At 67.8% G+C, this 25080-nt stretch carries 24 protein-coding genes and 1 pseudogene; 11 read left to right on the top strand and 14 right to left on the bottom strand.

The window, feature by feature from the left end; translation table 11 throughout:
• Positions 1–5: 5 nt before the first annotated feature.
• Entirely contained in the window at positions 6–1475 is a 1470-nt protein-coding gene (locus F1193_RS02170) for a form I ribulose bisphosphate carboxylase large subunit (protein ID WP_150096039.1), read from the bottom strand.
• 92 nt (positions 1476–1567) lie between these two features.
• Here F1193_RS02170 and F1193_RS02165 point away from each other — a divergent pair, with 92 nt between their 5' ends.
• Complete coding sequence (locus tag F1193_RS02165; RefSeq protein WP_150096038.1) at positions 1568–2539, top strand: LysR family transcriptional regulator; 972 nt, start codon at positions 1568–1570, stop codon at positions 2537–2539.
• 234 nt (positions 2540–2773) lie between these two features.
• Here F1193_RS02165 and F1193_RS02160 read toward each other — a convergent pair whose 3' ends face one another.
• The 8 genes from F1193_RS02160 to F1193_RS02125 form a co-directional block, all read right to left on the bottom strand.
• Complete coding sequence (locus F1193_RS02160; protein WP_150096037.1) at positions 2774–3226, bottom strand: hypothetical protein; 453 nt, start codon at positions 3224–3226, stop codon at positions 2774–2776.
• A 122-nt stretch (positions 3227–3348) separates the two neighbouring features.
• On the bottom strand, positions 3349–4533 hold the full coding sequence (locus tag F1193_RS02155) for a phytoene/squalene synthase family protein (RefSeq protein ID WP_150096036.1): 1185 nt from the start codon (positions 4531–4533) through the stop codon (positions 3349–3351).
• Entirely contained in the window at positions 4514–6043 is a 1530-nt protein-coding gene (crtI, locus tag F1193_RS02150) for a phytoene desaturase family protein (protein ID WP_150096035.1), read from the bottom strand. Before crtI ends, F1193_RS02155 begins: the two co-directional genes overlap by 20 nt.
• Positions 6044–6223: 180 nt before the next feature.
• A complete protein-coding gene (gene bchO, locus F1193_RS02145; protein ID WP_150096034.1) occupies positions 6224–7108 on the bottom strand; it encodes an alpha/beta fold hydrolase BchO in 885 nt (294 codons plus the stop codon).
• Positions 7105–8934 carry a magnesium chelatase subunit D gene (locus F1193_RS02140; RefSeq protein ID WP_150096033.1) on the bottom strand — a complete coding sequence of 610 codons (1830 nt, stop codon included), beginning with the start codon at positions 8932–8934 and terminating at the stop codon, positions 7105–7107. Before F1193_RS02140 ends, bchO begins: the two co-directional genes overlap by 4 nt.
• Complete coding sequence (gene bchI / locus F1193_RS02135; protein WP_150096032.1) at positions 8931–9959, bottom strand: magnesium chelatase ATPase subunit I; 1029 nt, start codon at positions 9957–9959, stop codon at positions 8931–8933. Before bchI ends, F1193_RS02140 begins: the two co-directional genes overlap by 4 nt.
• Positions 9960–10396: 437 nt before the next feature.
• The gene (gene ispH / locus F1193_RS02130) at positions 10397–11434 is read right to left on the bottom strand and encodes a 4-hydroxy-3-methylbut-2-enyl diphosphate reductase (protein ID WP_150096031.1); all 1038 of its coding nucleotides are present in this window, start codon (positions 11432–11434) and stop codon (positions 10397–10399) included.
• A gap of 148 nt (positions 11435–11582) precedes the next feature.
• Complete coding sequence (locus F1193_RS02125; protein ID WP_150096030.1) at positions 11583–12365, bottom strand: bestrophin-like domain; 783 nt, start codon at positions 12363–12365, stop codon at positions 11583–11585.
• Positions 12366–12598: 233 nt separating this feature from the next.
• Here F1193_RS02125 and F1193_RS02120 point away from each other — a divergent pair, with 233 nt between their 5' ends.
• From F1193_RS02120 to pufC, 10 genes are all read left to right on the top strand, one after another.
• Positions 12599–13468, top strand: a complete 870-nt coding sequence (locus tag F1193_RS02120) for a polyprenyl synthetase family protein (protein WP_150096029.1) — start codon at positions 12599–12601, stop codon at positions 13466–13468.
• A 667-nt stretch (positions 13469–14135) separates the two neighbouring features.
• Positions 14136–15074, top strand: a complete 939-nt coding sequence (gene bchC / locus F1193_RS02115) for a chlorophyll synthesis pathway protein BchC (RefSeq protein WP_150096028.1) — start codon at positions 14136–14138, stop codon at positions 15072–15074.
• Positions 15071–16081 (top strand): chlorophyllide a reductase iron protein subunit X, encoded by a 1011-nt coding sequence (locus F1193_RS02110; protein ID WP_150096027.1) that lies wholly within the window; start codon positions 15071–15073, stop codon positions 16079–16081. Before bchC ends, F1193_RS02110 begins: the two co-directional genes overlap by 4 nt.
• A gap of 188 nt (positions 16082–16269) precedes the next feature.
• Positions 16270–17745, top strand: a complete 1476-nt coding sequence (gene bchY, locus F1193_RS02105) for a chlorophyllide a reductase subunit Y (protein ID WP_425457197.1) — start codon at positions 16270–16272, stop codon at positions 17743–17745.
• Entirely contained in the window at positions 17745–19196 is a 1452-nt protein-coding gene (gene bchZ / locus F1193_RS02100) for a chlorophyllide a reductase subunit Z (protein ID WP_150096025.1), read from the top strand. The genes bchY and bchZ overlap by 1 nt, the downstream gene beginning before the upstream one ends.
• 186 nt (positions 19197–19382) lie before the next feature.
• Positions 19383–19592, top strand: a complete 210-nt coding sequence (gene pufB / locus F1193_RS02095) for a light-harvesting antenna LH1, beta subunit (protein ID WP_126401981.1) — start codon at positions 19383–19385, stop codon at positions 19590–19592.
• Positions 19593–19607: 15 nt separating this feature from the next.
• Positions 19608–19817, top strand: a complete 210-nt coding sequence (gene pufA / locus F1193_RS02090; RefSeq protein ID WP_150096024.1) for a light-harvesting antenna LH1, alpha subunit — start codon at positions 19608–19610, stop codon at positions 19815–19817.
• A gap of 122 nt (positions 19818–19939) precedes the next feature.
• On the top strand, positions 19940–20764 hold the full coding sequence (gene pufL / locus F1193_RS02085; RefSeq protein WP_150096023.1) for a photosynthetic reaction center subunit L: 825 nt from the start codon (positions 19940–19942) through the stop codon (positions 20762–20764).
• A gap of 12 nt (positions 20765–20776) precedes the next feature.
• Positions 20777–21775 (top strand): photosynthetic reaction center subunit M, encoded by a 999-nt coding sequence (gene pufM, locus F1193_RS02080; protein WP_150096022.1) that lies wholly within the window; start codon positions 20777–20779, stop codon positions 21773–21775.
• A complete protein-coding gene (gene pufC / locus F1193_RS02075; protein WP_150096021.1) occupies positions 21772–22836 on the top strand; it encodes a photosynthetic reaction center cytochrome PufC in 1065 nt (354 codons plus the stop codon). The genes pufM and pufC overlap by 4 nt, the downstream gene beginning before the upstream one ends.
• A 339-nt stretch (positions 22837–23175) precedes the next feature.
• On the opposite strand, the gene F1193_RS17000 is transcribed toward pufC, so the two are convergent.
• From F1193_RS17000 to F1193_RS02055, 5 genes and pseudogenes are all read right to left on the bottom strand, one after another.
• Positions 23176–23469, bottom strand: coding sequence for a transposase (locus F1193_RS17000; protein ID WP_170263277.1), 294 nt, complete (start codon positions 23467–23469; stop codon positions 23176–23178).
• A 22-nt stretch (positions 23470–23491) separates the two neighbouring features.
• A pseudogene (locus F1193_RS17740) lies at positions 23492–23830 on the bottom strand (transposase); the annotation flags it as partial.
• 614 nt (positions 23831–24444) lie between these two features.
• On the bottom strand, positions 24445–24618 hold the full coding sequence (locus F1193_RS16990) for a hypothetical protein (RefSeq protein WP_170263274.1): 174 nt from the start codon (positions 24616–24618) through the stop codon (positions 24445–24447).
• Entirely contained in the window at positions 24615–24908 is a 294-nt protein-coding gene (locus tag F1193_RS02060) for a transposase (protein ID WP_150096019.1), read from the bottom strand. Before F1193_RS02060 ends, F1193_RS16990 begins: the two co-directional genes overlap by 4 nt.
• A gap of 55 nt (positions 24909–24963) precedes the next feature.
• Positions 24964–25080, bottom strand: a 117-nt coding sequence (locus F1193_RS02055; protein WP_150096018.1) for an ISAzo13-like element transposase-related protein, incomplete at its 5' end; no start/stop codon positions are given.

The raw sequence follows: 25080 nt of genomic DNA, 5'->3' as shown, positions 1-25080 counted from the left end.
TGTCCTCAGGCGGCGCTGACGGTCGGCACGAAGTCCGACGTGTCGGTCGAGGTGTAGTCGAAGGTGATCTCGCCCCAGGTGTCGAGGGCGGCACGCAGCGGCTGGCACCAGCGGGCGGCCTCGGCCAGGATCTCGGGGCCCTCGGTGCGGATGTCGCGGCCCTCGTTGCGGGCCAGCACCATGGTCTCCAGCGCGACGCGGTTGGCGGTGGCGCCGGCCTCAATGCCCATCGGGTGGCCGATGGTGCCGCCGCCGAACTGCATCACCACGTCGTCGCCGAACAAGTCGAGGAGCTGGTGCATCTGGCCCGCATGGATGCCGCCGGAGGCCACCGGCATCACCGGGCGGATGTCGGCCCAGTCCTGCTCGAAGAACAGGCCGCGTTCGAGATCGACTTCGCTCTTCCGCTCGCGGCACACCTTATAATAGCCCTGCACCATCTTGGGGTCACCCTCCAGCTTGCCGACCGCGGTGCCGGCGTGCAGGTGGTCGACGCCGGCCAGCCGCAGCCACTTGGCGATGACGCGGAACGACACGCCGTGGTTCTTCTGGCGGGTGTAGGTGCCGTGGCCGGCGCGGTGCATGTGGACGATCATGTCGTTGGCGCGGGCCCACTCGGCGATCGACTGGATCGCGGTCCAGCCGACCACGAGGTCGACCATCACGATCACCGAGCCCAGATCCTTGGCGAACTCGGCGCGCCGGTACATCTCCTCCATGGTGCCGGCGGTGATGTTGAGATAGTGCCCCTTCACCTCGCCGGTGGCGGCCTGGGCCTTGTTCACCGCCTCCATGCAGTAGAGGAAGCGGTCGCGCCAGTGCATGAAGGGCTGCGAATTGATGTTCTCGTCGTCTTTGACGAAGTCGAGCCCGCCCTTGAGCGCCTCATAGACCACGCGGCCGTAGTTCTTGCCCGACAGGCCGAGCTTCGGCTTGGTGGTGGCGCCGAGCAGCGGCCGGCCGAACTTGTCGAGACGCTCGCGCTCGACGACGATGCCGGTCGGCGGACCCTTGAAGGTCTTCACGTAGGCGACCGGCAGGCGCATGTCCTCGAGGCGGGCCGCCTTGATCGGCTTGAACGAGAAGACGTTGCCGATGATCGAGGCGGTGAGGTTGGCGATCGAGCCTTCCTCGAACAGCACGAGATCGTAGGCGACATAGACGAAGTACTGGCCGGGGGTGCTGGGCACCGGCTCGACCTTGTAGCACTTGGCCCGGTAGGTGTCGCAGGCGGTCAGGCGGTCGGTCCACACGACGGTCCACGTCGCGGTGGAGCTCTCGCCGGCAACGGCGGCGCCGGCCTCGATCGGGTCGACGCCATCCTGCGGCGTGACGCGGAACAGGGCCAGAAGGTCGGTGTCCTTGGGCACGTAGTCGCCGTCCCAATAGCCCATCTGGGCGTATTTGAGCACGCCGGCCTTGTAGCGGCTCTTGGCGTCCTTGATGGCGGCGGGTGTGGCGGTGTCTTGCGGCATGTGGTGTTCCCTCGCGATGGGGCGCATCTAAGGGCATGCCCGGACGTTAGTAAATTTGAATTCGCTGATTGCTGTGTTAAGTTCTGCTGAATATGCGCCACGTCACGCTGAAACAGCTTCGCCTGCTTTCCGCCGCCGCCCGCACCGGCAGCTTCGCCGCGGCGGCCGAGGCCTGCGGCGTCACCGCCCCGGCGGTGACCATGCAGATGAAGAACCTGGAGGCCGAGGTCGGGCTGCCGCTGTTCGAGCGCGATACGCGCGGCCTGCACCTCACCGCCGCCGGCGAGGAGCTTGCCGCCTGCGCCCGGCGCATCGACATCGCCATGTCCGACTGCGATTCGGCGGTGAAGGCGTTGAAGTCGCTGGAGGGCGGCCGGGTGGTGCTCGGCGTGGTGTCGACCGCCAAGTATTTCGCGCCGTTCGCGCTGGCGGCGTTCGCCAGGCAGCATCCGGGCGTCGAGACCGAGCTGGTGATCGGCAATCGTGGCGAGATCGTCGCCAAGTTCGAGGATGGCGCGCTCGACGTCACCGTCATGGGCCGCCCGCCCGAGCACATGGCGGTGGAGAGCGCGCTGATCGGCGAGCACCCGCATTTGATCGTGGCGGCGCCCGACCATCCGCTGGTCGGCCGCGGATCCCTCAAGCCTGCCGATCTCGTGCCCTATCCGATGCTGACCCGCGAGGCGGGCTCGGGGACGCGCACGCTGATGGAGCAGTATTTCCGCGAGGCGCATGTCAGCCCGCGCATCGGCATGGAGATCGGCTCCAACGAGACCATCAAGCAGGCGGTGATGGCCGGGCTCGGGCTCGCGGTGATCTCCGGCCACACGGTGGCGACCGAACTGGCCGACGGGCGGCTGGTGTCGTTGCCGGTGGACGGGGTGCCGCTGTGGCGCAAATGGTTCGTGGTGCGGCCGCAGGCCAAGCGGCTGATGCCGGCGGCGCGCGCCCTGCGCGACTATCTCGCCACCGACGGCCACCGGTTCCTGCCCAAGGTGGAACTGCCGCAGGTGGATCTGCCCAATGTGGATTTGCCGAAACCGGTGGTGGGCAGCCGGACATGATGCATCTGCCGGAGTCGGGTGCGCCGCCGCCGCAAACGCCCCCTCACCCGCTCGCGGTGCTCGCGACTCTCGGGGTCGGAGCCCGAGGGCAGGCTCTCTCCCCGCAAGCGGGGAGAGGTGAAGAGTGCGTCACCTCCCTAACCTCTCCCCGTTCTTCACGGGGAGAGGTCGGATCGCGTCAGCGATCCGGGTGAGGGGCGGCCGAGCCGGCCGAGCCGGCCGCCCAGTCCCCGGTCAGGCCGCGCCGGGCGCGGGGGTCGCGGCGGCGGGCGCCGGTTCGACGGCCTCGGCGGCCGGCTCGGTCACGGCTGGCGCGGCCGGCGGCTTGTTGGGAACCGCCGACACCCGGTGGTCGATGTGCGTGACCAGCCAGATGCCATAGCCGGTGAGCGCCACCAGGAGGCCGATGAAGGTGAAGATGCCGATCGCCCCGGAAATCAGGGCGATGGCGCCGACCATGCCGAGAAATGTCACGAAGGCGAGGCCGGTCGGGCGCAGCATCATCGCCGTCTTGCCCGCCGTCCAGATATAGGCCGGCTTCTCCTCTTCGACGTGGCCGAGCTCTTCCGCCTTCTTGCGCAGCTCCTCCACGCGCCGGGCGTGGGCCTGGGCGTGGTAGAGCAGCCCTCCGCCGACACCCACACCTACGAGACCGACGATCAAGTCCTGAAGGCCGATCGCATCCATCGCCATTCTCCTTTGCGTACGGTGCCCTCATTTAACCCAGGAACGGGCCGTGCGCACCAAGCTCCAACGGGCGGCTTTCGCCAAGTTCGTGTTGCGCCAGATTCGGCTTTCGCCGCCGGCTCTCACCGCGCGCCGAGCGTCCGGTCGACGCGGCCGCGGGCGAGCGGTGGAATGCCATGCGTGGCGCAGATGCGGTCGCGTTCGCGCTCGGCGACGGTGGCGAACATGTCGATCATCGCCGCCACCCGGCCGTTGACGTCCCACCAGGCGATCTCGGCGTCGCCGCGCTGGACTGTGGGCTCGGGCGTGCCGGCCACCGCATCGACGAGGAAGGCGACCTCCGGCAGCGGCGGCGCGCTCTCGCTGCGTCCCGGCAGCGGCGCCAGCGTCAGCGCCCGGCCGAGCAGGCGCGCCTTGCAGCCGGCCGACACCACCGCCCGCTGCGACACCGAATCATAGCCGTTGCGCGCCACCTCGCGGCCGATCTCGGCATAGATCAGCCGCGCCGCCCAGATGCCGGGCCGGCAGCTCAGCGGCAGTCGAGCGATGCCGGCCTCCGAGCGGACATAGAGCCGGTCGGCCGCCTCGATCATCCGCTTCACCACCGCGGCGAGCCGCGCGTCGAAAACCGGGTCGGCGAGGAAGGCGTCCGGGTCGAGGCCGGCCTCGCGCATCCAGTCGAGCGGCAGGTAGATTCGCCCGGCGCGGGCATCTTCGCCGACGTCGCGGACGATGTTGGTGAGCTGCATCGCCACGCCGAGGTCGCAGGCCCGCGCCATCGCGTCGGGCGCGCGCACGCCCATCAGCACCGTCATCATCGCGCCGACGGCCGCGGCGACACGGGCCGAATAGGCGACGACGCCGGAAAAGTCGTCGTAGCGGCGGCCCTCGGAATCCCAGGCGAAGCCTTCCAGCAGCGCCTCGGGCAGCGCCCGCGGCACGGCATAGCGTTCCACCGTCTCGGCGAAGGCGCGGTCGACCGGATCGGGCATCGGCCGGCCGGCATAGGCGCGATCCAGCCGCTCGCGCAGCGCCTCCAGCGCGGCGCAGCGGTCGACCCCGAGATCGACCGCGTCGTCGGCGACGCGGCAGAAGGCGTAGAGCGTGCAGGCGGCGGTGCGCACCGTCGGCGGCAGCACCATCGAGGCGGTGTAGAACGAGCGCGACCCGTTGCGCAGCAGCTCCCGGCAGGCGGCGACGTCGTCCGCCGCCAGGCAGGGATCGGGTGGGGCCAGGTCGGGTGGGGCCAGGTCGGGTGGGGCCAGGTTCTCGGCCGGCGAGGAAGTGTCAGACCAATTGTTTTGCATCGGGCACCACCTTGTCGAGAATCTTCGCCGAGGCCAGCACCGCCGGCAGACCGGCACCGGGTTGGGTGCCGGCGCCGACGAGGTAGAGGCCATCCACGTCTTCGCTGCGATTGTGCGGTCGGAAATAGGCGCTCTGGGACATGATCGGCTCAAGACCGAACGCCGCGCCATTCAGGGACAAAAGCTCGTCGCGGAAGTGCAGCGGCGTCACCACCCGCGAGGTGACGACCGAGCCCTTGAGCCCAGGCAGCAGGGTGCTGTCGAGCCGGTCCTCGATCGCTTGGCGATAGGGCTCCGCGGCCTGCGTCCAGTCGGCGTCGCCCTGCAGGTTCGGCACCGGCGACAGCGCATAGAAGCTGTCGCAGCCCTTGGGCGCCATCGACGGGTCGGTGGCGGTGGGCCGGTAGATGTAGAGGCTGAAATCGGAGGCCAGGAACTTGCGGTCGAAGATGTCCTTGAGCAGGTCCTTGTAGCGCGGACCCATCAGGATCGTGTGGTGGGGCACGTCCGGCCACTGGCGGTTGGTGCCGAAGTACCAGACGAATAGGCTCATCGAATAGCGCGAGCGGTCGAGCTTGCGGTCGCTCCAGCGGCGGCGTACCTCAGGCGGCAGCAGGCGGCGATAGGTGAAGGCGGAATCGGCGTTCGACACCACGATGTCGGCGGCAATGGTCTCGCCCGAGGCCAGCCTGATGCCGTTGGCGCGCCGGCCGTCGAGGGTGATGGCCGCCACCTCCTCGTTGAAGCGCAGAACGCCACCCTGGCCCCTGATGAGGTCGGCCAGACCGTCCGCCAGCTTGCCGGTTCCACCCATCGCGAAATGCACGCCCCAGTGCTTCTCCAGAAATGTGATCAGACAGTAGAAGGCCGTGGTGGAGAAAGGATTTCCGCCGATGAACAGCGGGTGGAACGACAGCGCCTTGCGCAGCCGCTCATCCTTCACGTAACGCGAGACCAGACCGTAGACCGTGCGGTACCCCTGCAGCCGGACGACAGCGCCCATGATCAATGACATATCCCAAATCGAGCGGAATGGGACGTCGGAGACTTCCTGGTAGACGTCGCGGAAAAGCGCCTCGCTGTGGGCCATGAAGCGGTCCCAGCCGCCGAGGTCGGCGGGGGCGAGCCTGGCCACCTGGGTGCGCATCGCCTCGCTGTCCTGACAGGCGTCGAAGGTCGTGCCGTCGTTGAAGACGACGCGGTAGAACGGGTTCATCGCCACCAGCGGCACGTGGTCGGACATCTTCTTGCCGCACAGCTCCCACAGCTCGGCGAAGGTGTGCGGCGCGGTGACGATGGTCGGCCCGGCATCGAAGGTATAGCCGTCCTGCTGAAACGCATGCCCGCGCCCGCCCGGTCCGTCGAGCCGGTCGACGACGGTGACCCGATAGCCGCGCGCGCCGAGGCGGATGGCCGCGGCGAGGCCGCCGAAGCCGGCGCCGATGATCACGGCGTGGGGCCGCCGGTCGGCCTTGGCGGAAAAGAGCTGCGGATCGGGGGCAACGGTCACGACAATTCTCCTCTGAATGGCGCGGACCAGTCAGTGGGTCGGCGGGGTGTTGTTGGAAAGGGGGGCTTGCGGCCCGCGGGCCGCGCCGTGCGCACGCCACCGCGGTCGCAATGCCGCGCGCGGTCCCGGCACAAATCACGCCCATCGCGGCGCGGCCGGGATGGAGGGCTGGCGATGACGTCACGCCGCCAGGATGCCGGCGGCGCGGGCCTCCTCGACGATGACATGGGCGATTTCCCTGGGATTTTCTTCGTGGGCGAGATGTCCGACGCCCTTGACCGGGATGATCTTGGCGTGCGGCAGCAGCTTCTCGGTGACTTCGGCGGCCTCTTCGGGCGGGATGGTGCGGTCGTTGCGTCCGACGATCAGCGAGACGGGTGTCTTCAGCCGCGGCAGGTCGCGCACCAGATGGGTGAGGTTCCAGCGCGCCATCATGCCGAGCGCGCCGGCGACGTGGCCGCGGTTCTGGAACAGCCGCACATAGAGCTGCAGGTTCTTGGGATCGATGGTCGAGCCGGTGGCGGTGATCACCTTCTCCACCGTCGCCGGATCGGCGTTCCACGCATAGACATAGGCCATCAGCGGGTTGCGGAAGAGAAGCTGGGCCATCGGGATGATGATCTGCCCCGCCAGCCCGCGGAACGGCATCAGCGCGGCATTGATGCCGATGATCAGGCGCGGCTGGATCAGATTGTCGAGCGTCATGCGGGCGATTGCCGCCATTCCCGCCGAATGGCCGGCGCAGATCGCCGGCGACAGCTTCATCGCCCGCAGCAGATCGCCCAGCGCATGCGACATGCCGTGGATCGACAGCTTGTTGGTGCGCGGGAAGCTGGAGAAGCCGTGGCCCGGCAGGTCCGGCGCCACCACGGTGAAATGCTCTGCCAGCAGCGGCAGCAGCCCGCCCCAGCTGTGGGTGGCTGCCCCCGTGCCGTGCAGCAGCAGCAGCACCGGCCCGTTGCCCATCACCTGGACGTGCCAGTCGAAGCCGGAGGCGTGGACGAAGCGGCTGGCCGAGCGGTTCGGCCAATCGAGCCCGTCGCGGTTCCACGCGAGCCTGCTCATCGCGCGGGCGCCCCGTTGCGCTGGGCCGGCAGCACGGTCGCGCGCACCGCGGCGGAGATGGCGCCGGCATCGGCATAGGGCAGCGCGACATACATCGCCCCCATCTCGCCGGCGAGCTTCCTCGCCCGCGGCTCGGCGTGCGGGGAATTGTCGACCAGGAGCGCGGTGAGGTTGGCGCTGCGCACCAGCTTGGCGGCGGCCAGCGCATCCTCCTCGGCCTTGGGGCGGCCGGGGCTGCCGTCGCGGGCGATGTTGCCGCGGCCGTCGGTGAGGAAGACGATGGTCGGCGTCTGGCCGCGGCGGCGGATGTCCTCGGCCAGGAGCGCCGCCGAGATGATGCCGGCAGCGAGCGGCGTGCCGCCGCCGCCGGGCAGCGCGGCAAGGCACTTCTTGGCGCGGAACAGCGAGCGGGTCGGCGGCAGCAGCAGCTCCGCGTCCTTGCCGCGGAAGGCCAGCATCGCCACCTGGTCGCGCCGCACGTAGCAGTCGGCGAGCAGCAGCTCGACCGCGCCCTTGGCCTCGGCGAGGCGGTTCAGCGCGGTGGAGCCGGAGGCGTCGACCACGAAGATGGTGGTGGTCTCGGAGCGGTGCTTGTAGCGGGTGACGCGGAAATCGTCGCGCCGCACCTCGACGCGCGGCTGGGGACGCACCGGCGCGCCCTTGCCCTTGCCCTTGCCCGCGACGGGCACGGGCTCGCCCGCCTCGCCGCGGCGCAGCTTCTGCCACGGCGCGGCCGAGCGCAGGGTCTCGACCACGTTGATGCGCACGCCGGCCCGCGGATCGCCGCGGCGGGAGCCGATCGGCCGGCCGCGCAGCTTCGACTGGTGCAGCTCGCCGGCCTTGCCGGAGGAGCGCTGGCGCTGGCGGCCGCCGAACATCTTGAGCTGCGCCAGGAGGCCGGCGGGAATCGCCGCCTTGGCGGCTTCGAGCAGCAGATCCTCCAGCGGCTGGACGTCGGCCTCCTCCTCCTCGCTTTGGTCGGGCGGCTCGGGCTCGTCCTCGTCGGGCTGGTCGGGCGGCGGCGGCGGCTCCTCCATCGGCGGCAGGCGGGTGGCGCGGGCGCCGAACACCAGGCGCGCGGCCAGCGCCGCATCCTCCGGCCCGATGGCGTCGCGCTCGTCCAGCGCCGCCGAGGCGCGGGCGGCGGCGAGCGCCAGCAGGGGGGCGCGCAGCGAATCGATGCCGAGCTGGACGGCGACGCCGACCATCGCCTCGATGACGTCGTCGCCCACCGCGATCGACGCCAGCCGCGCACGCGCCTCGACGATGTCTTCGGATTCGTAGAACTGCTCGATGGCGTCGCGGGTGGAGACCATCGAGAGGTCGAGCCGGATGCCCAGCCGGTCGAGCAGCGCGCCGGGCGGGCGCTCGTCGGGGGTGAGCCCCTCGTCGAGCGCGATCACGCCGAAGCGGGTATCGAAGCGCATGGCGAGGCCGTCGCGCTCCAGCACCACCTCGCCGGTGTCGAGCGTCGCGGAGAGGCGCGCGGCGGTGCCGCCGGCCATGCGCTCGGCCATCGCCGCGATCAGCACGCCGCCATCGACGTCGGCGAGCAGGCCCTGCTCGGCCACCGGCCGGCCGGCCGCGAGCGTCGCGGCGAGATCGAGCCCGCCGAGCAGGCGGGCGTCGGTGATGTGCAAGGGCAGCCGGCGCACCGGCACGCTCGTGGGCAGGAGGTCGCGGACGTGATCGAGCCAGCGGTCGCGCACCGGGCCGGCATGGGCGCGCAGCACGATGCCGACGAGACCGATGGGATCGACCGCAAACAGCGCCGCGGCCCGGACCGCGTCCACCCATGGCGAGGCGGTGCCTGCCGGCTCGCTCATGCCCCGAACATCTCCGTCACGGCGCGCTCGACGCGCACGGTCGAGCCGACCTCGTCGAGCGGATTGCGGCGCAGGCGATGGCGCAGCGCCGAGGGCGCGACACGCTTGAGCTGGTCGTCGGTGACTTCGTCGGCGCCGTCGAGCGCCGCCAGCGCGCGGCCGGCGCGGATCAGCGTCAGCTCGCCGCGCAGGCCGTCGGTGCCGAGCGACATGCACAGCGTCGCGGCGCGCTCCAGCGCGGCGTCGGGCACCTTGACGTCGGGCAGGCGCTCGCGTGCGGTGGAAAGCTTCTTCCTGATCTTCTCGTCGTGCTTCTTCCAGTGGGCGACGTAGCCTTCCGGATCGTGCTCGAAGGCATCGCGGCGGCGGACCACCTCGATGCGGGTCTTGATGTCCTCGGGCGTCTTGACTTCGACCGACAGGCCGAAGCGGTCGAGCAATTGCGGGCGCAACTCGCCCTCCTCGGGGTTGCCCGAGCCGATCAGCACGAAGCGCGCCGGATGGCGGATCGACAGGCCCTCGCGCTCGACCACGTTCTCGCCGGAGGCGGCGACGTCGAGCAGCAGGTCGACAAGGTGGTCCTCCAGCAGGTTGACCTCGTCGATATAGAGAAAGCCGCGGTGGGCGCGGGCCAAGAGGCCGGGCTCGAACGCCTTCTCGCCCTTGGCCAAAGCGCGCTCCAGATCCAGCGCGCCGACCACCCGGTCCTCGGTGGCGCCGAGCGGCAGGTCGACCACCGGCACCGGAATCTGCTTGGATTTCAGCGTCTCGCCATTGGCCACCCGTTCGCGGCACGAATAGCAGTGGGTGCCGGGCGTGGCCGGATCGCAGCCATAGGGACAGCCGACGATGGCCTTCATCTTGGGCAGCAGGGCGGCGAGCGCCCGGACGGCGGTGGACTTGCCGGTGCCGCGATCGCCGAAGGCGAGCACGCCGCCGACCGACGGGTCGACGGCGGCGATCAGGAGGGCAAGCTTCATTTCCTCCTGGCCGACGATGGCGGTGAAGGGAAACACGACGCGCATGGTCACTCCGTAGGGCGGCGCGGTAGGCCGATCGACATAATGGGGCCGAGCCGCCTGCGGTGTGGACGGCAAGACGGCAGCAATCAAGTCCGAAACAGACTCCGCGGCCGGTTCTCCAGCGGAATCCGGATTGGCGCAATAGCGCCAACCGTCTGTCTTGTCAGGTCTTTCCCGCAGAATCGGCATCCGCTCCCGCCAAAGGCGCTCTCTCCCATGGTTTCCGGGCCGTCATGGCGTGATGGGCTGAAACGCGCGCCAGACCGCGTCCTCCGTCGAGGCCGGGATCCTGGCGATCGGATTGCGAGACCCGGCCCGCCGCGCCGGATGGCGCATCGAAGCTCCACCGGTCCGAACGTCGCCGAGCGGACGCTCCTGGCTTTTGATCTCCTGCATGTCCTGACGCAAAAAACCGGCTCCCACCTGTCGTGGACAAGGCTTCAGCGATCCTGTGACAGCGCGGCGCCGCGGCCGAGCGGGGCGCCGCCGGGACCGGGGTAGCCGGAGCTTGGGCCGGCCGCCTGGGGCCGCTCGCCGGCGTGGCGCAGGCGGGACGGCAGGCGGAAGCGGACGTGCTCCTCGGGACCGTCGAGCACGTCGAGCTCGACCGCCCGCAGCGCCTTGATGCGCGCCAAGACCGCCTCGATCAACGCGTCGGGCGTGGAGGGGCCGGCGGCAAGGCCGACCGTGGTCAGGCCGTCGAGGGCGGCGGGATCGATCGCGGCGGCCGTCTCGACCAGCCGGGTCGGCACGCCGCTGGCGGCGACGATCTCCGTGAGGCGGCGAGTGGTGGTCGACGACGAGGTGCCGACCACGAACACCGCCTCGACGCGGCGGGCGAGCCTGAGCGCCGCCTTCTGGCGGTCATGGACGGCCGAGCAGGCGTCGCCGTCCGGCGCGGCGAGGCGCGGAAACCGGTGCTTGAGGGCCGCGACGATGTCCTGGGTATCGACGCCGCCGAGCGTGGTCTGCATGATGCAGGCGACGCGGGCGGGATCGGCGACCTCCAGCCGGCCGACATCGGCGACCTGCGACACCACATGGACGCGGCCGGGAATGCGGCTGGCGATGCCCTCGACCTCGTCGTCGCCCGGCCGGCCGATCAGCACGACATCGTAGGCACGCTCGGCGAAGCGGCGCGCCTCCTTGTGGAGCTTCAGCACCAGCGGGCAGGTGGCGTCGACCACGTCGTGGCCGCGCCGCTCGCAATCGTGCTCGATGTCCTCGGCGACGCCGTGGGCGCCGAACACCACCAGGGCGCCATCGGGCACCTCGGCGAGGTCGTCGACGAACACCGCGCCGCGCGCCCGCAGGCCGTCGACGACGTGGCGGTCATGAATGATCTCGTGCCGGACATAGACCGGCGGCCCATAGACCGCGAGCGCCCGCTCGACGGTCTCTGCCGCGCGGCGAACACCCGCACAGACGCCGCATGGCTTGGTCAGAAATACCCGAAGGGGTGTTCCGTTCGCCGGCATGACGGTACGCTTGCTCCCGGGACGCGGCGGCACGCTAGCATGTGTCAGCCTGCCGCGTCACCCCGCATGTCTCGCCCGCTTGACAGATTGCGGTGCCCGGCTGCCTCTACCCTGGCGCGGCCGCAGCGTCATCCGGGTTCCGACAGACTCACCCGGGCCTGGAAACGGTTGCCAGGGCGTTCTCCAAGGGGGCCGGCGAGATGCGGATGGCGCCGTTGAACGGGTGCTCCTGCAGCGCGATCAGCCCCAGCGCGACGATGGCGGCGAGCGAGAACACCGCGACCCCGGCGCCATGGGCGCGCGGCCGCTCCAGATGCACCAGCGCGATGGCGAACTGGGTGATGATCCCCAGGATCAGCACGGTGAGCCACTTGATGTCGTTGGTGCGGTCGGAGGCCAGCGCCAGCCGGTCGGCGCGGGCGTCGCGGATGCGGATCACCGCATTGAGCAGCGCGGCATGCACCGCCGGGCCGGCGGCCTGGGCGACCTTGGGGTTGCTCACCTCGCGCAGCAGGGCTTCGAAGGCGGCGTCGGTGTCGGGGGCGCGGTCGCCGTCGGCCATGCGCGGCCAGTCGTCGGTCAGCACCGACTGCAGATAGACCCGGAGCGGGCCGCGGATGCGGGCCATGTCGTCGCCCGCGGTCAGGCTCAGAGTATGAAGTGTCTCGGTGGCGCTGGACTCGCTGTGGACCGCCCGCCAGGCCTGCCGGTTGCGGTCGGAGATGTCGCTGGCGAGGAAGCCGGTCAGCAGCGAGAACAGCACGCTGACCGTGCTGATGAAGGGGGCCGCGACGCCGACGAAGGTTTTGAACTTGCCGTGCACCGGCGAGGACGAGGTGAGCCAGACGAACAGCGTGCCGGTCGCCGCATAGAAGGCGACCAGCACGGCAAACATCCCCGCCGTGGGGAGATCAAGCCAGGATTCGATCACGCGCCGGCTCCCTGTTGCGCCGGGGATTGATGTGACGGGTTTTTCCTACCGTCCGGTAAAGCGGCGCCGGCGGTTCATGCGCGGGATGTCGACGCGCGCCGGACGGGCCGGCGGGGCGGCCGGAGCCACGGCAGATTGCTCATTGACACCACTTCGCGGCCTGTCCATCCTGTTTGACACCTGCGGCTGACAAAACATTGTGACACTGCTGGGCCTTCCAGGCGGAGTGCATCATGGATCCGATGGCGCGCATTGAGGAGGCCCTGGAAGCGGCCCTGGTCACGGCGGAGGCCGAGGGGTGCCCGCCGACCCTGGCGCAGGCGCTGCGCTATGGGGTGTTTCCGGGTGGGGCGCGGATTCGGCCGCGGCTGTGTCTGGCGGTGGCCTGGGCGTGCGGCGACGACGACCCGGCGCTGGCCGATGCCGCAGCCGCCTCCATCGAGCTTCTGCATTGCGCCTCGCTGATCCATGACGACCTGCCGTGCTTCGACGACGCGCCGATCCGGCGCGGCAAGCCGACCGTGCACAAGGTCTATGGCGAGAACGTCGCGGTGCTGGCCGGCGACGCGCTGATCGTGCTGGCGTTCGAGACGCTGGCCCGCGGCGCCGCCGCCTCGCCCGAGCGGCTGGCCCGGCTTCTGCCGATCGTCAGCGGCGCCGTCGGTTCGCCCCACGGCATCATCGCCGGGCAGGCCTGGGAGTGCGAGCCGCAGGTCGAACTGACCGCCTATCACCGCGCCAAGACCGGCGCCCTGTTCGCCGCCGCCACCGTGGCCGGCGCCGCCGCCGCCGGCCACGACGCCGAGCCGTGGCGGGCGCTGGGCGAGCGTTTGGGCGAGGCCTACCAGGTCGCCGACGATCTGCGCGACGTCGCCGCCGACGCCGAGGAGATCGGCAAGCCCGCCGGCCGGGACGCCGAGCTCGGCCGCCCGAGTGCGGCGCGCGAGCTGGGGGTGACCGGCGCCATCCAGCGCTTCGACACGCTGGTCGCGGCGGCCGTCGATTCCATCCCGGCCTGCCCGCGGGCGAACGAGCTGCGCGGCCTGATCTCGCTGGAAGGCAAGCGCTTCCTGCCCAAGAGCTTGGCGCTGCGCGCGGCCTGAGCGGCGTTTTCGTTTCGTCGGACCGACGTTTCGTAGGGCGGAATAGCGTAGCGTATTCCGCCAGTCTGATATCCCGGCGTTCCTGGCGCAATACGCTGACGCTATTGCGCCCTACGCATTCCGACATCCGCATTCCGACATCCGCATTTCGGTCGTCATCCCGGGCAAGCGGCGAAAGCCGCGCGATCCGGGATCGTCATCCGAAAAGGCCGCTTTCCTGCGAAGGGCCCCGGGTCTCGCTTTCGCGCGCCCGGGACGACGACGGAGGCCGGTCCCGGGACGACGATCGCCGCCGGCGGTATCCGAAGACGGGCGCCGGCGCGTGTCAGGCCGGCTTGTCAGAGGTAACGGGCGGGCTTCGCGAGGGATCGGCAAGAGTCAATTTCGGCTTCTACCTACCCACCCCGGCACCGTCCGGAGAGGGGCGACGGCAAGGCGGTCGGGCGGAACCGAATACCCTTTTGCTGCCAAGGGGTTTCGCCCGGATTCGTTATGCCGCAAGGCTTTGGTGGATTTTTGCGGGCACGGCGAGGGGCGGGTTCAGGCGGCGGTTCGGGGGCGTAAGTCACGCTTGACATGGGGGGTCGTCAAGTTAGAGTGACAATAACCCTACAGTGCGTAGCCGCTCGTTGTGTAGCCGCTCTGTGTCCCGTTACTAGGTGTCTGGATGAACACGATCGCCGTGGTGCTACAGGAGCCGGAACAGCTCGTCCTGAGCCGTCTCGCGCTCACGCCGCCGGGCGACGACGATGTGGTCGTCGACATCGAGTGGAGCGGGATCAGCACCGGCACCGAGCGGCTGTTCTATTCCGGCCGCATGCCACCCTTCCCGGGCATGGGCTATCCGCTGGTTCCCGGCTACGAGTCGGTGGGGCGCATCGCCGCCGGCGGCGCCAATGTCGCCGGACGGATCGGCGAGCGCGTGTTCGTTCCGGGTGCCCGCTGCTATGGCGAGGTGCGCGGCCTGTTCGGCGGCGCGGCCGCCCGTCTCGTGGTGCCGGCGTCGCGGGCGCTGCCGATCGACGAGCAGCTTGGCGAGCAGGGCGTGCTGCTGGCGCTTGCCGCCACCGCCTATCACGCCACCCACGCCGAAGGCGCGCGCCATCCGGACCTGATCGTCGGGCACGGCGTGCTGGGCCGCCTGCTGGCGCGTCTGGCGCTGCTGTCGGGCGGGCCGGCGGTGGTGTGGGAGCGCAACCCCACGCGGGCCGAGGGCGGAACGCGCTATCGCGTGCTCGACCCGTCCGAGGATACCCGCAACGACTACAACGCCATTTACGACGTCAGCGGCGATCCGGCGATTCTGGATACGCTGATCGCGCGTCTCGCGCCGTGCGGCGAGATCGTGCTTGCCGGCTTCTATGAGGAGCCGCTGCGCTTCAATTTCCCGCCGGCCTTCCTGCGCGAGGCGCGCATCCGCGTCGCCGCCGAGTGGCGTCCGGAAGATCTCGTGGCGGTGAAACAGTTGATCGAGTCCGGGCGTTTGTCGCTCGACGGGCTGATCACGCATCGCGACGATGCGCAAAATGCCGCCGAGGCGTATCGGACCGCGTTCAACGATCCGACCTGCCTTAAAATGGTTCTCGACTGGAGATCCTGCTCATGACGCCCCCCGCCAGAGCAGTGTCGCTGCAGCCGCTTGTCGATGCCCGTCTGCGGGCGGAGGCGGCGATCGAGCCCGATCCGGTGTCCACCGCGGCGCCGAGCAAGACGACGCAAATCATCGCCATCTACGGCAAGGGTGGCATCGGCAAGAGCTTCACGCTCGCCAATCTCAGCTACATGATGGCCCAGCAGGGCAAGAAGGTGCTGCTGATCGGCTGCGATCCCAAGTCCGACACCACCTCGCTGCTGTTCGGCGGGCGGGCCTGCCCGACCATCATCGAGACCTCGGCGAAGAAGAAATTAGCCGGCGAAGAGGTGAAGGTCGGCGACGTCTGCTTCAAGCGCGACGGCGTGTTCGCCATGGAGCTCGGCGGTCCGGAAGTCGGGCGCGGCTGCGGCGGGCGCGGTATCATCCATGGCTTCGAGCTTCTGGAGAAGCTCGGCTTCCATGACTGGGGCTTCGACTACATCCTGCTCGACTTTTTGGGCGACGTGGTGTGCGGCGGCTTCGGGCTGCCGATCGCCCGCGACATGTGCCAGAAGGTCATCGTCGTCGGCTCCAATGATTTGCAGTCGCTGTACGTCGCCAACAATGTCTGCTCGGCGGTGGAGTATTTCCGCAAGCTCGGCGGCAATGTCGGCGTGGCCGGCATGGTCATCAACAAGGATGACGGCACCGGCGAGGCGCACGCCTTCGCGCAGGCCGCCGGCATTCCGGTGCTTGCTGCCATTCCGGCGGACGAGGACATCCGCCGCAAGAGCGCGGCCTATCAGATCGTCGGCAAGCCGGGCGGCCATTGGGCGCCGCTGTTCGAGGGGCTCGCCGGCAGCGTCGCCGAGGCGCCGCCGATCCGGCCGAAGCCGCTGAGCCAGGACGAGCTGCTCGGCCTGTTCACGAGCGAGGCCGTCGGTCGCGACGTGGTGCTCGAGCCGGCGACGATGGAAGACATGTGCGGGTCGGCGGTGATCGAGAAGCCGTCGCTCGAAGTGATTTACGATACGGTGTGATTGGGACAGAGGACGCCATGAGGGCAGCCGACAGTGTTCCGATCGACACCGCCCGAGGCGGTGAGCCGGCGTCAGCCGGCCCGACGCCGCGCGTCGACGTCGTGGCAGGTGCGGGGGATCTGCCACGCGTCGACGTCGCTGCTTTCCAAGGCGCGCCGTCCGAAGGCGCGCCTCTCCAAGGCGCGCAAATCCAGGGCGCGCCGTCCCAGAGCGCGCCTATTCCGGGCGCGCCTGCCCAGGGCGTGCATGGCTGCCGGTCCGGCGCCATTACGCCGTTCCGCGATGCCGTGCAGTCCGGTGCTACGACGCCCGAGGCGCCGCACGACCAGCCGCAGACCATGTGTCCGGCGTTCGGCTCGCTGCGCGTCGGCCTGCGCATGCGGCGCACCGCGACGGTGCTGTGCGGCTCGGCCTGCTGCGTCTACGGGCTGACCTTCACTTCGCATTTTTACGGAGCGCGGCGCACGGTCGGCTACGTGCCGTTCAATTCCGAGACGCTGGTCACCGGCAAGCTGTTCGAGGACATTCACGAGGCGGTCCACAAGCTCGCCGATCCGGCGAAGTACGACGCGATCATTGTGACGAATCTGTGCGTGCCGACCGCGGCGGGCGTGCCGCTGCGGCTGCTGCCCAAGCAGGTCAATGGCGTGCGCATCATCGGCATCGACGTTCCGGGCTTCGGCACCGGCACCCACGCCGAGGCCAAGGACATCCTGGCGGCGGCGATGCTCAATCGCGCCCGCCACGAGGCCGAGCAGGGCCCGGTGCAGGCGCCGCGCGGCGGCCGTGCCGACCGTCCGACGGTGACGCTGCTCGGCGAGATGTTCCCGGCCGATCCGGTGAACATCGGCATGATGCTGGCGCCGCTGGGTCTCGCCGCCGGGCCGGCGGTGCCGACCGCCGAATGGCGCGAGCTCTATGCGGCGCTCGATTGCGGCGTGGTGGCGGCGATCCATCCGATCTACACGAACGTGCTGCGCGAGTTCGAGGCTGCGGGCCGCAAGGCGGTGGGGTCGGCGCCTGTCGGCTATGAGGGCACGGCGGCGTGGATCGATGCGATCGCCGCGGCCTGCGACGTGCCGCGGCCGGTGGTCGAGGCCGCGAAGAACAAGCTCCTGCCGCCGATCCGCGCGGCGCTGGACAGTGCCCGCATTCACGGTCGCATAACCATGTTCGGATACGAGGGCTCCGAGCTTCTGGTGGCGCGACTCATGGTGGAAAGCGGTGCGGATGTGCGCTATGTCGGCACCGCCTGTCCGCGCACGCCTTGGTCCGAGGCCGATCGCGACTGGCTCGAGTCGAGGGGCGTCCACGTGCAGTTCCGCGCCACGCACGAGCAGGATCTGGCGGCCATCGTCGAGTTCCGGCCGGACCTCGCCATCGGCACCACGCCGATGGTGCAGAAGGCCAAGGAACTGTCGATTCCCTCGATCTATTTCACCAATCTGATCTCGACGCTGCCGATGTTCGGCGCCGCCGGGGCCGGCTCGCTGGCCAGGCTCATCAATGCGGCGATCAACAACAAGGCGCGATTCGACAAAATGAGCGAATTCTTCGCCGGCATCGGCGAGGCCGAGGAGGATGAGCGACCCGAATTCCGCGAGGCGTACCGGCGCCGGCTCGCCGCGCAGGCGAAGCAGCGCAAGGCCGAGGAGGTCGGGTGATGCTCGTTCTCGATCTCGATCGCGCGGGCGGCTATTGGGGGGCGGCGTACGTCTTCTCGTCGGTGAGGGGCCTGCAGGTGGTGATCGACGGCCCGGTCGGCTGCGAGAACCTGCCGGTGTCGGCGGTTCTGCACTACACCGACGTGGTGACGCCGCACGAGCTGCCGGTGGTGGTCACCGGCTTGGCGGAAGAGCAGCTCGGCCAGACCGGCACCGAGGCGTCGATGATTCGGGCGCACAGGACGCTCGATCCCGGCCTGCCGGCGGTGGTGCTAACCGGTTCGATCGCCGAGATGATCGGCGGCGGCGTGACGCCGGAGGGAACGAATCTCAAGCGCTTCCTGGCGCGCACGATCGACGAGGATCAGTGGCAGTGCTCCGACCGCGCCTTGAACTGGCTGTGGTCGGAATTCGGCCTCAAGCGCGTGCCGGATCCGAAGCCGCGCAAGGAAGGCCAGAAGCCGCGCGTCAACATCATCGGCGCGGTGCTGGGCACCTTCAACATGTACTCGGACATCGCCGAGATGAAGCGGCTGGTCGAGGGGCTCGGCTGCGAGGTCAATCTGGTGTTCCCGCTCGGGAGCCACCTTGCCGACATCCCGCGGCTGGCCGATGCCGACGTCAATATCTGCATGTACCGCGAGTTCGGCCGCATGCTGTGCGAGACGCTCGGACGGCCGTATCTGCAGGCGCCGATCGGGCTGCATTCGACCACGGCTTTCCTGCGCAAACTGGGCGAATTGGTCGGGCTCAATGCCGAGCCGTTCATCGCCCGCGAGAAGCGCACCACGATCCGTCCGCTGTGGGATCTGTGGCGGTCGATGACGCAGGACTTTTTTGGCACGTCGAGCTTCGGAATTTGTGCGAACGAGACGTATGCACGTGGTCTTCGGCATTTCCTTGAGGAGGAAATGGGGCTAGTGTGCAGCTTCTCCTTCCCGCGGCGACCGGGCGTGAAGCCCGACAACGACGCGGTCCGCCAGGCGGTCCAGGGCGCCACGCCCTTGATCGTGTTCGGCAGCTATAATGAGCGCATGTATCTCGCCGAAATCCGTTCGCGGGCAATCTTCATTCCCGCGTCGTTTCCCGGTGCGATCGTGCGGCGGCATACCGGCACGCCCTTCATGGGATACGCCGGGGCCACCTATGTCGTGCAGGAAGTGTGTAACGGTCTTTACGATGCGCTGTTCAACATCCTTCCGCTCGGCACGGAACTTGATAAAGTTGAGGCGACGCCGGCCCGGCTGCATGATGAAATGCCCTGGCACGACGACGCGAGAATCGCGCTAGACAAGTCTGTCGAAGCGCTACCGGTGCTGATCCGCACCTCGGCCGTCAAGCGTCTACGCGACGCTGCCGAACGAGATGCGCGAGCAGCGGGGGAGGAGCTGGTTACGGTCGCGTGCGTTGCCCGCGCTCGTGCCGCACTCGTCGGGGGACAGGCCGCGTAAACGCGCGGTTGGTCGCTCCTTCCTCACGACGGTTCGATGTCTCGGTTCGCCGAGGGGTCGAATCGACTGAAGGTCTTCACTTGGCTTGCCGGGTGGAGAATTTGCCGTGGCAACGTCACGGTGATCCCTGCCGCGCGGGACATGCGCGGTGACGGCCGCAAGGCCCGCATTGATGAGGGTATCGAAATGGCTGACTTGAAACCGAGCCTGACAGGGCTGACAGAAGAAGAAGCCAAGGAATTCCACAGCGTGTTCGTGTCCAGCATGGTGCTGTACCTCGCCACCGCCGTGATCGTTCACTATCTGGTGTGGACTGCTCGTCCGTGGATCGCGCCCATTCCGAAGGGCTGGGTGAATCTGGACGGCGTCACCACGGCGCTTTCGTATCTCGTCTGAGCGGAGGACTGACACATGGCTAACGAATCTCCTCGCAGCGCTTCGTGGAAGCTCTGGCTCATCCTTGATCCGCGTCGGGTTCTGACCGCGCTGTTCATCTACCTGACGGTCATCGCTCTGCTGATCCACTTCGGTCTGCTGAGCACCAACCGTCTGAACTGGTGGGAATTCCAGCGCGGGCTGCCGGCCGCGTCGCTCGTGGTCGTTCCGCCGGCTGTCGGCTGACCTGAACCCGTTTAATTGGGCGGAAGGTCGGGTGGTGGGCGTGGCCCGGTGGGGCTTCGCCCGCCACCCAAATTCAGGGGCGAGGTGGCGCTGGCAACGCCCCTCAAGCGGAGGACAGAGCAATGGCACTGCTCAGCTTTGAGAGAAAGTATCGCGTCCGCGGGGGGACGCTGATCGGGGGAGATTTGTTCGATTTCTGGGTGGGGCCGTTCTATGTCGGCTTCTTCGGAGTTTCGGCAATCTTCTTCGCCTCCCTCGGCATTTGTTTCATCGGCTATGCGGCCTCTCAGGGGCCGACTTGGGATCCCTTCGCGATCAGCATCAACCCGCCTGACCTGAAGTACGGGTTCGCGGCGGCGCCGCTGCTCGAAGGCGGTTTCTGGCAGGCCATCACGGTCTGCGCACTCGGCGCATTCTTCTCGTGGATGCTGCGCGAGGTTGAAATCTCCCGGAAGCTCGGAATGGGCTGGCACGTCCCGCTCGCCTTCTGCGTTCCGATCTTCATGTTCTGCGTTCTGCAGGTGTTTCGCCCGATCCTGATGGGCGGGTGGGGTTTTGCCTTTCCTTACGGCATCCTGAGCCATCTCGACTGGGTGAACAATTTCGGGTTCCAGTATCTCAACTGGCACTACAACCCCGGTCACATGTCGTCTGTGTCGTTCCTGTTCGCCAATGCGGCGGCGCTGGGTCTGCACGGCGGCCTGATCCTGTCGGTGACCAACCCTGGCGACGGCGACCGGGTGAAGACCGCGGAACACGAGAATGCGTATTTCCGCGATGTCGTCGGCTACTCGATTGGTGCGCTCGCCATCCATCGTCTTGGCCTGTTCCTGGCCTCGAACATCTTCCTGACGGGCGCCGTTGGCACCATCGCCAGTGGTCCGTTCTGGACCCGCGGCTGGCCGGAGTGGTGGGGCTGGTGGCTCGACATTCCGTTCTGGAGCTAAGGGGGGCGCACAATGGCTGACTTCCAGACCATCTACACTCAAATCCAGGCTCGCGGGCCGGACCATTTCGGTCCCTCGGGTCAGTGGGGCGACATCGATCGCGTCGGCAAGCCGTTCTTCATCAAGTGGCTCGGCCGTATCGGCGACGCTCAGATCGGTCCCGTCTATCTTGGTGCCTCCGGCATCGGTGGCATCACGTTCGGCTTGGTCGCGCTGCTCATCATCGGGTTCAACATGTTGGCCCAGGTGAGCTTCGACCCGATGCAGTTCTTCCGCCAGTTCTTCTGGCTGGGGCTCTATCCTCCGAAGGCTCAGTACGGCATGGGCATTCCTCCGCTGAATGACGGCGGATGGTGGCTGATGGCCGGCCTGATGATGACGCTGTCGCTCGGCTGCTGGTGGGTCCGGGTCTACTCCCGGGCGCGGGCGCTTGGCCTCGGCACCCACATCGCCTGGAACTTCGCCATGGCGATCTTCTTCGTGCTCTGCATCGGCTTCTTCCATCCCGTGCTGGTTGGAAGCTGGTCGGAAGCCGTGCCGTTCGGCATCTTCCCGCACCTGGACTGGCTGACCGCGTTCTCGATGCGCTACGGCAACTTCTACTATTGCCCGTGGCATGGGTTTGCGATCGGCTTCGCCTATGGCTGCGGCCTGCTGTTCGCCGCCCACGGCGCCACCATCCTGGCTGTTGCCCGGTTCGGCGGCGATCGTGAAGTCGAGCAGACCGTTGACCGGGGCACCGCTGTCGAGCGTGCGGCACTGTTCTGGCGCTGGACGATGGGCTTCAACGCCACCGTTGAGTCGATCCACCGTTGGGGCTGGTTCTTCTCGTTCATGGTGATGTTCTCTGCCTCCGTCGGTATCCTTCTCACCGGCACGTTCGTCGACAACTGGTACCTCTGGTGTGTCAAGCACGGCGCGGCTCCGGATTATCCGGCGTTCCTGCCCGCCACGCCCGATCCGCGTGCCGGCACGTTCGATCCTCGTACGCTGACGGGAGTGCCGCAATGAAACACATGATCGCAAAATCGGTCGCGACCGTCGCGCTGGCGTCGCTCGTGTCCGGATGTTTCGAGCCGCCCCCGGCCATTTCGACTCAGACTGGCTTCCGTGGCCTGTCCATGGGTGAAGTTCTCCACCCGGCGACGGTCAAGGCGAAGAAGGAACGTGATGCGCAGTACCCGCCGGCGCAGCCGGCGGTGAAGGCGGAAGGCCCGCCGGTCAGCAAGGTCTACAAGAACGTCAAGGTGCTCGGTGACCTTACCGAACCCGAGTTCCTGCGGACGATGACCGCCATGACCGAGTGGGTGGCGCCGAAGGAAGGCTGCACCTACTGCCACGACGAAGCCGACCTCGCCTCCGACGCCAAGTATACGTACCAGGTGTCGCGGCGCATGTTGGAGATGACCCGGCACATCAACACCGACTGGTCGAGTCACGTCGCCCAGACCGGCGTTACCTGCTACACCTGCCATCGTGGCCGGCCGGTGCCGCCCTATATCCGCTACCTCGAACCGCGCCTGCCGCTCGACAACGCGGTCAAGCCGACCTTCGTCGAAGCGGACAATTCGGGTCAGATCGTCCGTCTCGCCAAGAATACCGCTTATTCGGCTCTCAATTACGATCCGTTCGCGATGTACTTGGCCAATGACAAGCGCGAGATTCGCTTCGTGCCGCAGACCGCGCTCCCGCCGGTCGGCGTCAGCCGCGGCATGGAACGCCGTTCGATGGCGGATGCGTATTCGACCTTCGCGCTGATGATGTTCATCTCGGATGCCATCGGAACGAACTGCACCTTCTGCCACAACCCCCAGACCTTCGAGTCCTGGGGTAAGAAGAGCACGCCGCAACGCGCCATTGCTTGGCACGGCATTCGTCTGGTTCGTGACCTCAACATGAACTTCCTGACGCCGCTGAAGCCCGTCTATCCGGCCAACCGGCTGGGTGCGCAGGGCGAGGCGCCGATGGCGGACTGCCGGACTTGCCACCAGGGCGTGACGAAGCCGCTGTTCGGAGCAAGCCGGATGAAGGATTATCCGGAACTTGGTCCGGTGAAGGCTGCTGCGAAGTGATCCTGAACAGTGCGGGGCGCACTTAGCGCCCCGCACTCCAGAGAAGCGCCGGGACCCGTGTCCCGGCGTTTTTCGTTGGTGTGCCCAGCATGGGCGCACTCTTGTGGGTGCAAGTCCCACCGTAAGCTGGTCACAGCGAGCGAAGTGAAGCGCGACTGCGGGAGGGCGACCGACCGTGGGGAGGAAGCGTGGAGCGAAGCTGCGGGCCGATGAACAAGAACCGGATAGAAGGCGCAGCCGACCAGGGCGAGCGGGCGATGACCCGCGAAGCTCTCGTGACCAAGGGGGGAGCGGCGTAGATCCGGCGGTCGTGCAGTGAAGGAGTGCGTTCTTGTACCGCTACGCCGATGGAATCCCTGAGTTTGGCTGGCCGATGAGGTGGAAGCGGTCGGTGATCAGGCTGGCGAGGTCAGCGGCGTAGGCCGGCAGGCTTTGGAAGAAGTCGTCGAAGGCCTGTTTGAACAGGGCGAACTTGCCGGAGGCCTTGTTGAACAGCACCTTGCGCTTCATGAAATGCCAGAAGCGCTCGATCAGGTTCAGGTTGGGTGCGCAGGACGGCAGATAGACCAGCTTCAGGCGGCAATCTGGCTTGTCCAGAGGCCTTGAGTTCGCGCGAGCAATTGTACGTGGCATTGTCTAGCACCACCGTGATCGGCGCGGGGCCGGGATGGCGGGCGTTAAGATCGTCGAACAGGCGGATCATCGCCGCGGAGGTGATGAGGTCTTCCTCGCGGTGGACCAGCTCGCGCGTCGGCCACGACAACGCGCCGTTGATGTTGAGGCGGGTGCGGCCGTGGTTGGACTTCATCTCGCGGGTTTCGCCTTTGCGCAGCCAGCCATGCGCCGGCCGCCCGGTATAGGAGGGGTGGGTGGCATCGACGAAATAGAGCGGCGCCTCAGGCCGGCGGCATCCATCCGCGGCATCTGCGCGGGTTTCCCGTCGTCGGTGGTCTTGTGAAGGATCCCGGTATAGCGCGATCCGATCTGACTGCATCAGATCGGGCGCTCTAACTTCTTGAGTTGTCGCATTCTCTTTCTCAAAATCGGTTCCCACTTTTGCGGAGAATGCGCTAGCTGGCGCTGGGTTCATTTGAGACCCGCCACCCCGCGTAGTAACGCACGTAAAGCGGGCATATCTGTGTGCGGCGTCATGGTACCGTCAATCAATGATGCAAAGCTGAAATCCGGTTCTGATTCGCATCCCGTGAACCTGGGAGACAGCGATGCACAATGTTCTGATCGTCGCGCGCGCGAGTTTCGGGCACCGTGTCGACATCGAGGCGATCGGGCGGTTCAACGCGTCGGTTCGGCGGTGGATGCGGGCCTTGTCGATGCGTTGATCTCAAGCCGGGCCAAGTGTGTCGCGCGACAATTAGGAGAGCATCTTCAGCGACAATCGGCGGCACATCTCATGGTGGAACAGGGCGTCCGGCGTCTCTGGCTGTCAATCCCGAAGCCGCCAGCGGCGGTGGCCAGAAGGGCCAGGATTTACAGCCAGAAGCGTCGGGCGAACAATTGAACCTGCGATGCAATCACAGTTTGATATCCCCGAAGTGGTGAGGAATCCTGATTGTCGCGCATGAGGCCATTTTGATTGTCGCGCCACAGCTAGGCGGTGAACAGCTCGTCGATCCGCCGCATCAGGGCCAGATCGTTGTCATTCGCCGGCCGCTCGGGCCGGTAGACGCTCGAGCGCGCCACCCCGAGCAGCACGCATTGCCGGCGGATCGACACCGTCTTGTCGTCGTGATCGAGCATCTGTCGGCGGTCCGGAGCGCTCATCTGCCGGACTTCCTGACTAAAAAATCCCGCTCCACCGTCAGCTGGCCAATCTTGGCATAGAGATCGTCCACTGTCTTCTGTGCCATCTTCTCGGCATCCAGCCCAACCGTCGGGTCGAACGCTCGAGCCGCATGGTCGAGAAGCTGCTTCTTCCAGGCATAAATCTGGTTGGGGTGGACCTCGTAGCGCTGCGCCAGCTCCGCCACCGTCGCCTGCTCACGCACCGCCTCCAGCGCGATCTTGGCCTTCAGCGCCGCGTCAATCTTCCGTCTCGTCTTCTTTGTCATCATCCGCGCCGTCTATCAAACGGAGCGTCCGCCTTCCAACTTAGGCATCGACCGAAAATTATCGCTCCGAACCGAGTGAGTTTGGGCTGATGGTGTAGTTCCACTCGCCGTGGAAGTCGTGGCGGGTGAGGTTGACGGCTTCAAGGTCGGCGTCGGTGATTTTGACGCCGGCCGG

It is taken from the genome of Blastochloris sulfoviridis, assembly GCF_008630065.1.
Taxonomy (GTDB): Bacteria; Pseudomonadota; Alphaproteobacteria; order Rhizobiales; family Xanthobacteraceae; genus Blastochloris; species Blastochloris sulfoviridis.
Note: the sequence above shows the minus strand (reverse complement) of the source record. Positions and strands in the feature narration are given on the sequence as shown.

What these genes read in the sequence shown, in the direction of transcription:
- bchI (WP_150096032.1), bottom strand. Translation starts at nt 9,959, where the DNA reads ATGCGCGTCGTGTTTCCCTTCACCGCCATCGTCGGCCAGGAGGAAATG.
- F1193_RS02160 (WP_150096037.1), bottom strand. Translation starts at nt 3,226, where the DNA reads ATGGATGCGATCGGCCTTCAGGACTTGATCGTCGGTCTCGTAGGTGTG.
- F1193_RS16990 (WP_170263274.1), bottom strand. Translation starts at nt 24,618, where the DNA reads ATGAGCGCTCCGGACCGCCGACAGATGCTCGATCACGACGACAAGACG.
- F1193_RS02120 (WP_150096029.1), top strand. Translation starts at nt 12,599, where the DNA reads ATGGATCCGATGGCGCGCATTGAGGAGGCCCTGGAAGCGGCCCTGGTC.
- F1193_RS02165 (WP_150096038.1), top strand. Translation starts at nt 1,568, where the DNA reads ATGCGCCACGTCACGCTGAAACAGCTTCGCCTGCTTTCCGCCGCCGCC.
- F1193_RS02060 (WP_150096019.1), bottom strand. Translation starts at nt 24,908, where the DNA reads ATGATGACAAAGAAGACGAGACGGAAGATTGACGCGGCGCTGAAGGCC.
- bchZ (WP_150096025.1), top strand. Translation starts at nt 17,745, where the DNA reads ATGCTCGTTCTCGATCTCGATCGCGCGGGCGGCTATTGGGGGGCGGCG.
- pufC (WP_150096021.1), top strand. Translation starts at nt 21,772, where the DNA reads ATGAAACACATGATCGCAAAATCGGTCGCGACCGTCGCGCTGGCGTCG.
- pufM (WP_150096022.1), top strand. Translation starts at nt 20,777, where the DNA reads ATGGCTGACTTCCAGACCATCTACACTCAAATCCAGGCTCGCGGGCCG.
- bchO (WP_150096034.1), bottom strand. Translation starts at nt 7,108, where the DNA reads ATGAGCAGGCTCGCGTGGAACCGCGACGGGCTCGATTGGCCGAACCGC.
- F1193_RS02110 (WP_150096027.1), top strand. Translation starts at nt 15,071, where the DNA reads ATGACGCCCCCCGCCAGAGCAGTGTCGCTGCAGCCGCTTGTCGATGCC.
- bchC (WP_150096028.1), top strand. Translation starts at nt 14,136, where the DNA reads ATGAACACGATCGCCGTGGTGCTACAGGAGCCGGAACAGCTCGTCCTG.
- F1193_RS02170 (WP_150096039.1), bottom strand. Translation starts at nt 1,475, where the DNA reads ATGCCGCAAGACACCGCCACACCCGCCGCCATCAAGGACGCCAAGAGC.
- F1193_RS02155 (WP_150096036.1), bottom strand. Translation starts at nt 4,533, where the DNA reads ATGCAAAACAATTGGTCTGACACTTCCTCGCCGGCCGAGAACCTGGCC.
- pufL (WP_150096023.1), top strand. Translation starts at nt 19,940, where the DNA reads ATGGCACTGCTCAGCTTTGAGAGAAAGTATCGCGTCCGCGGGGGGACG.
- pufA (WP_150096024.1), top strand. Translation starts at nt 19,608, where the DNA reads ATGGCTAACGAATCTCCTCGCAGCGCTTCGTGGAAGCTCTGGCTCATC.
- pufB (WP_126401981.1), top strand. Translation starts at nt 19,383, where the DNA reads ATGGCTGACTTGAAACCGAGCCTGACAGGGCTGACAGAAGAAGAAGCC.
- F1193_RS02140 (WP_150096033.1), bottom strand. Translation starts at nt 8,934, where the DNA reads ATGAGCGAGCCGGCAGGCACCGCCTCGCCATGGGTGGACGCGGTCCGG.
- ispH (WP_150096031.1), bottom strand. Translation starts at nt 11,434, where the DNA reads ATGCCGGCGAACGGAACACCCCTTCGGGTATTTCTGACCAAGCCATGC.
- F1193_RS17000 (WP_170263277.1), bottom strand. Translation starts at nt 23,469, where the DNA reads ATGCCACGTACAATTGCTCGCGCGAACTCAAGGCCTCTGGACAAGCCA.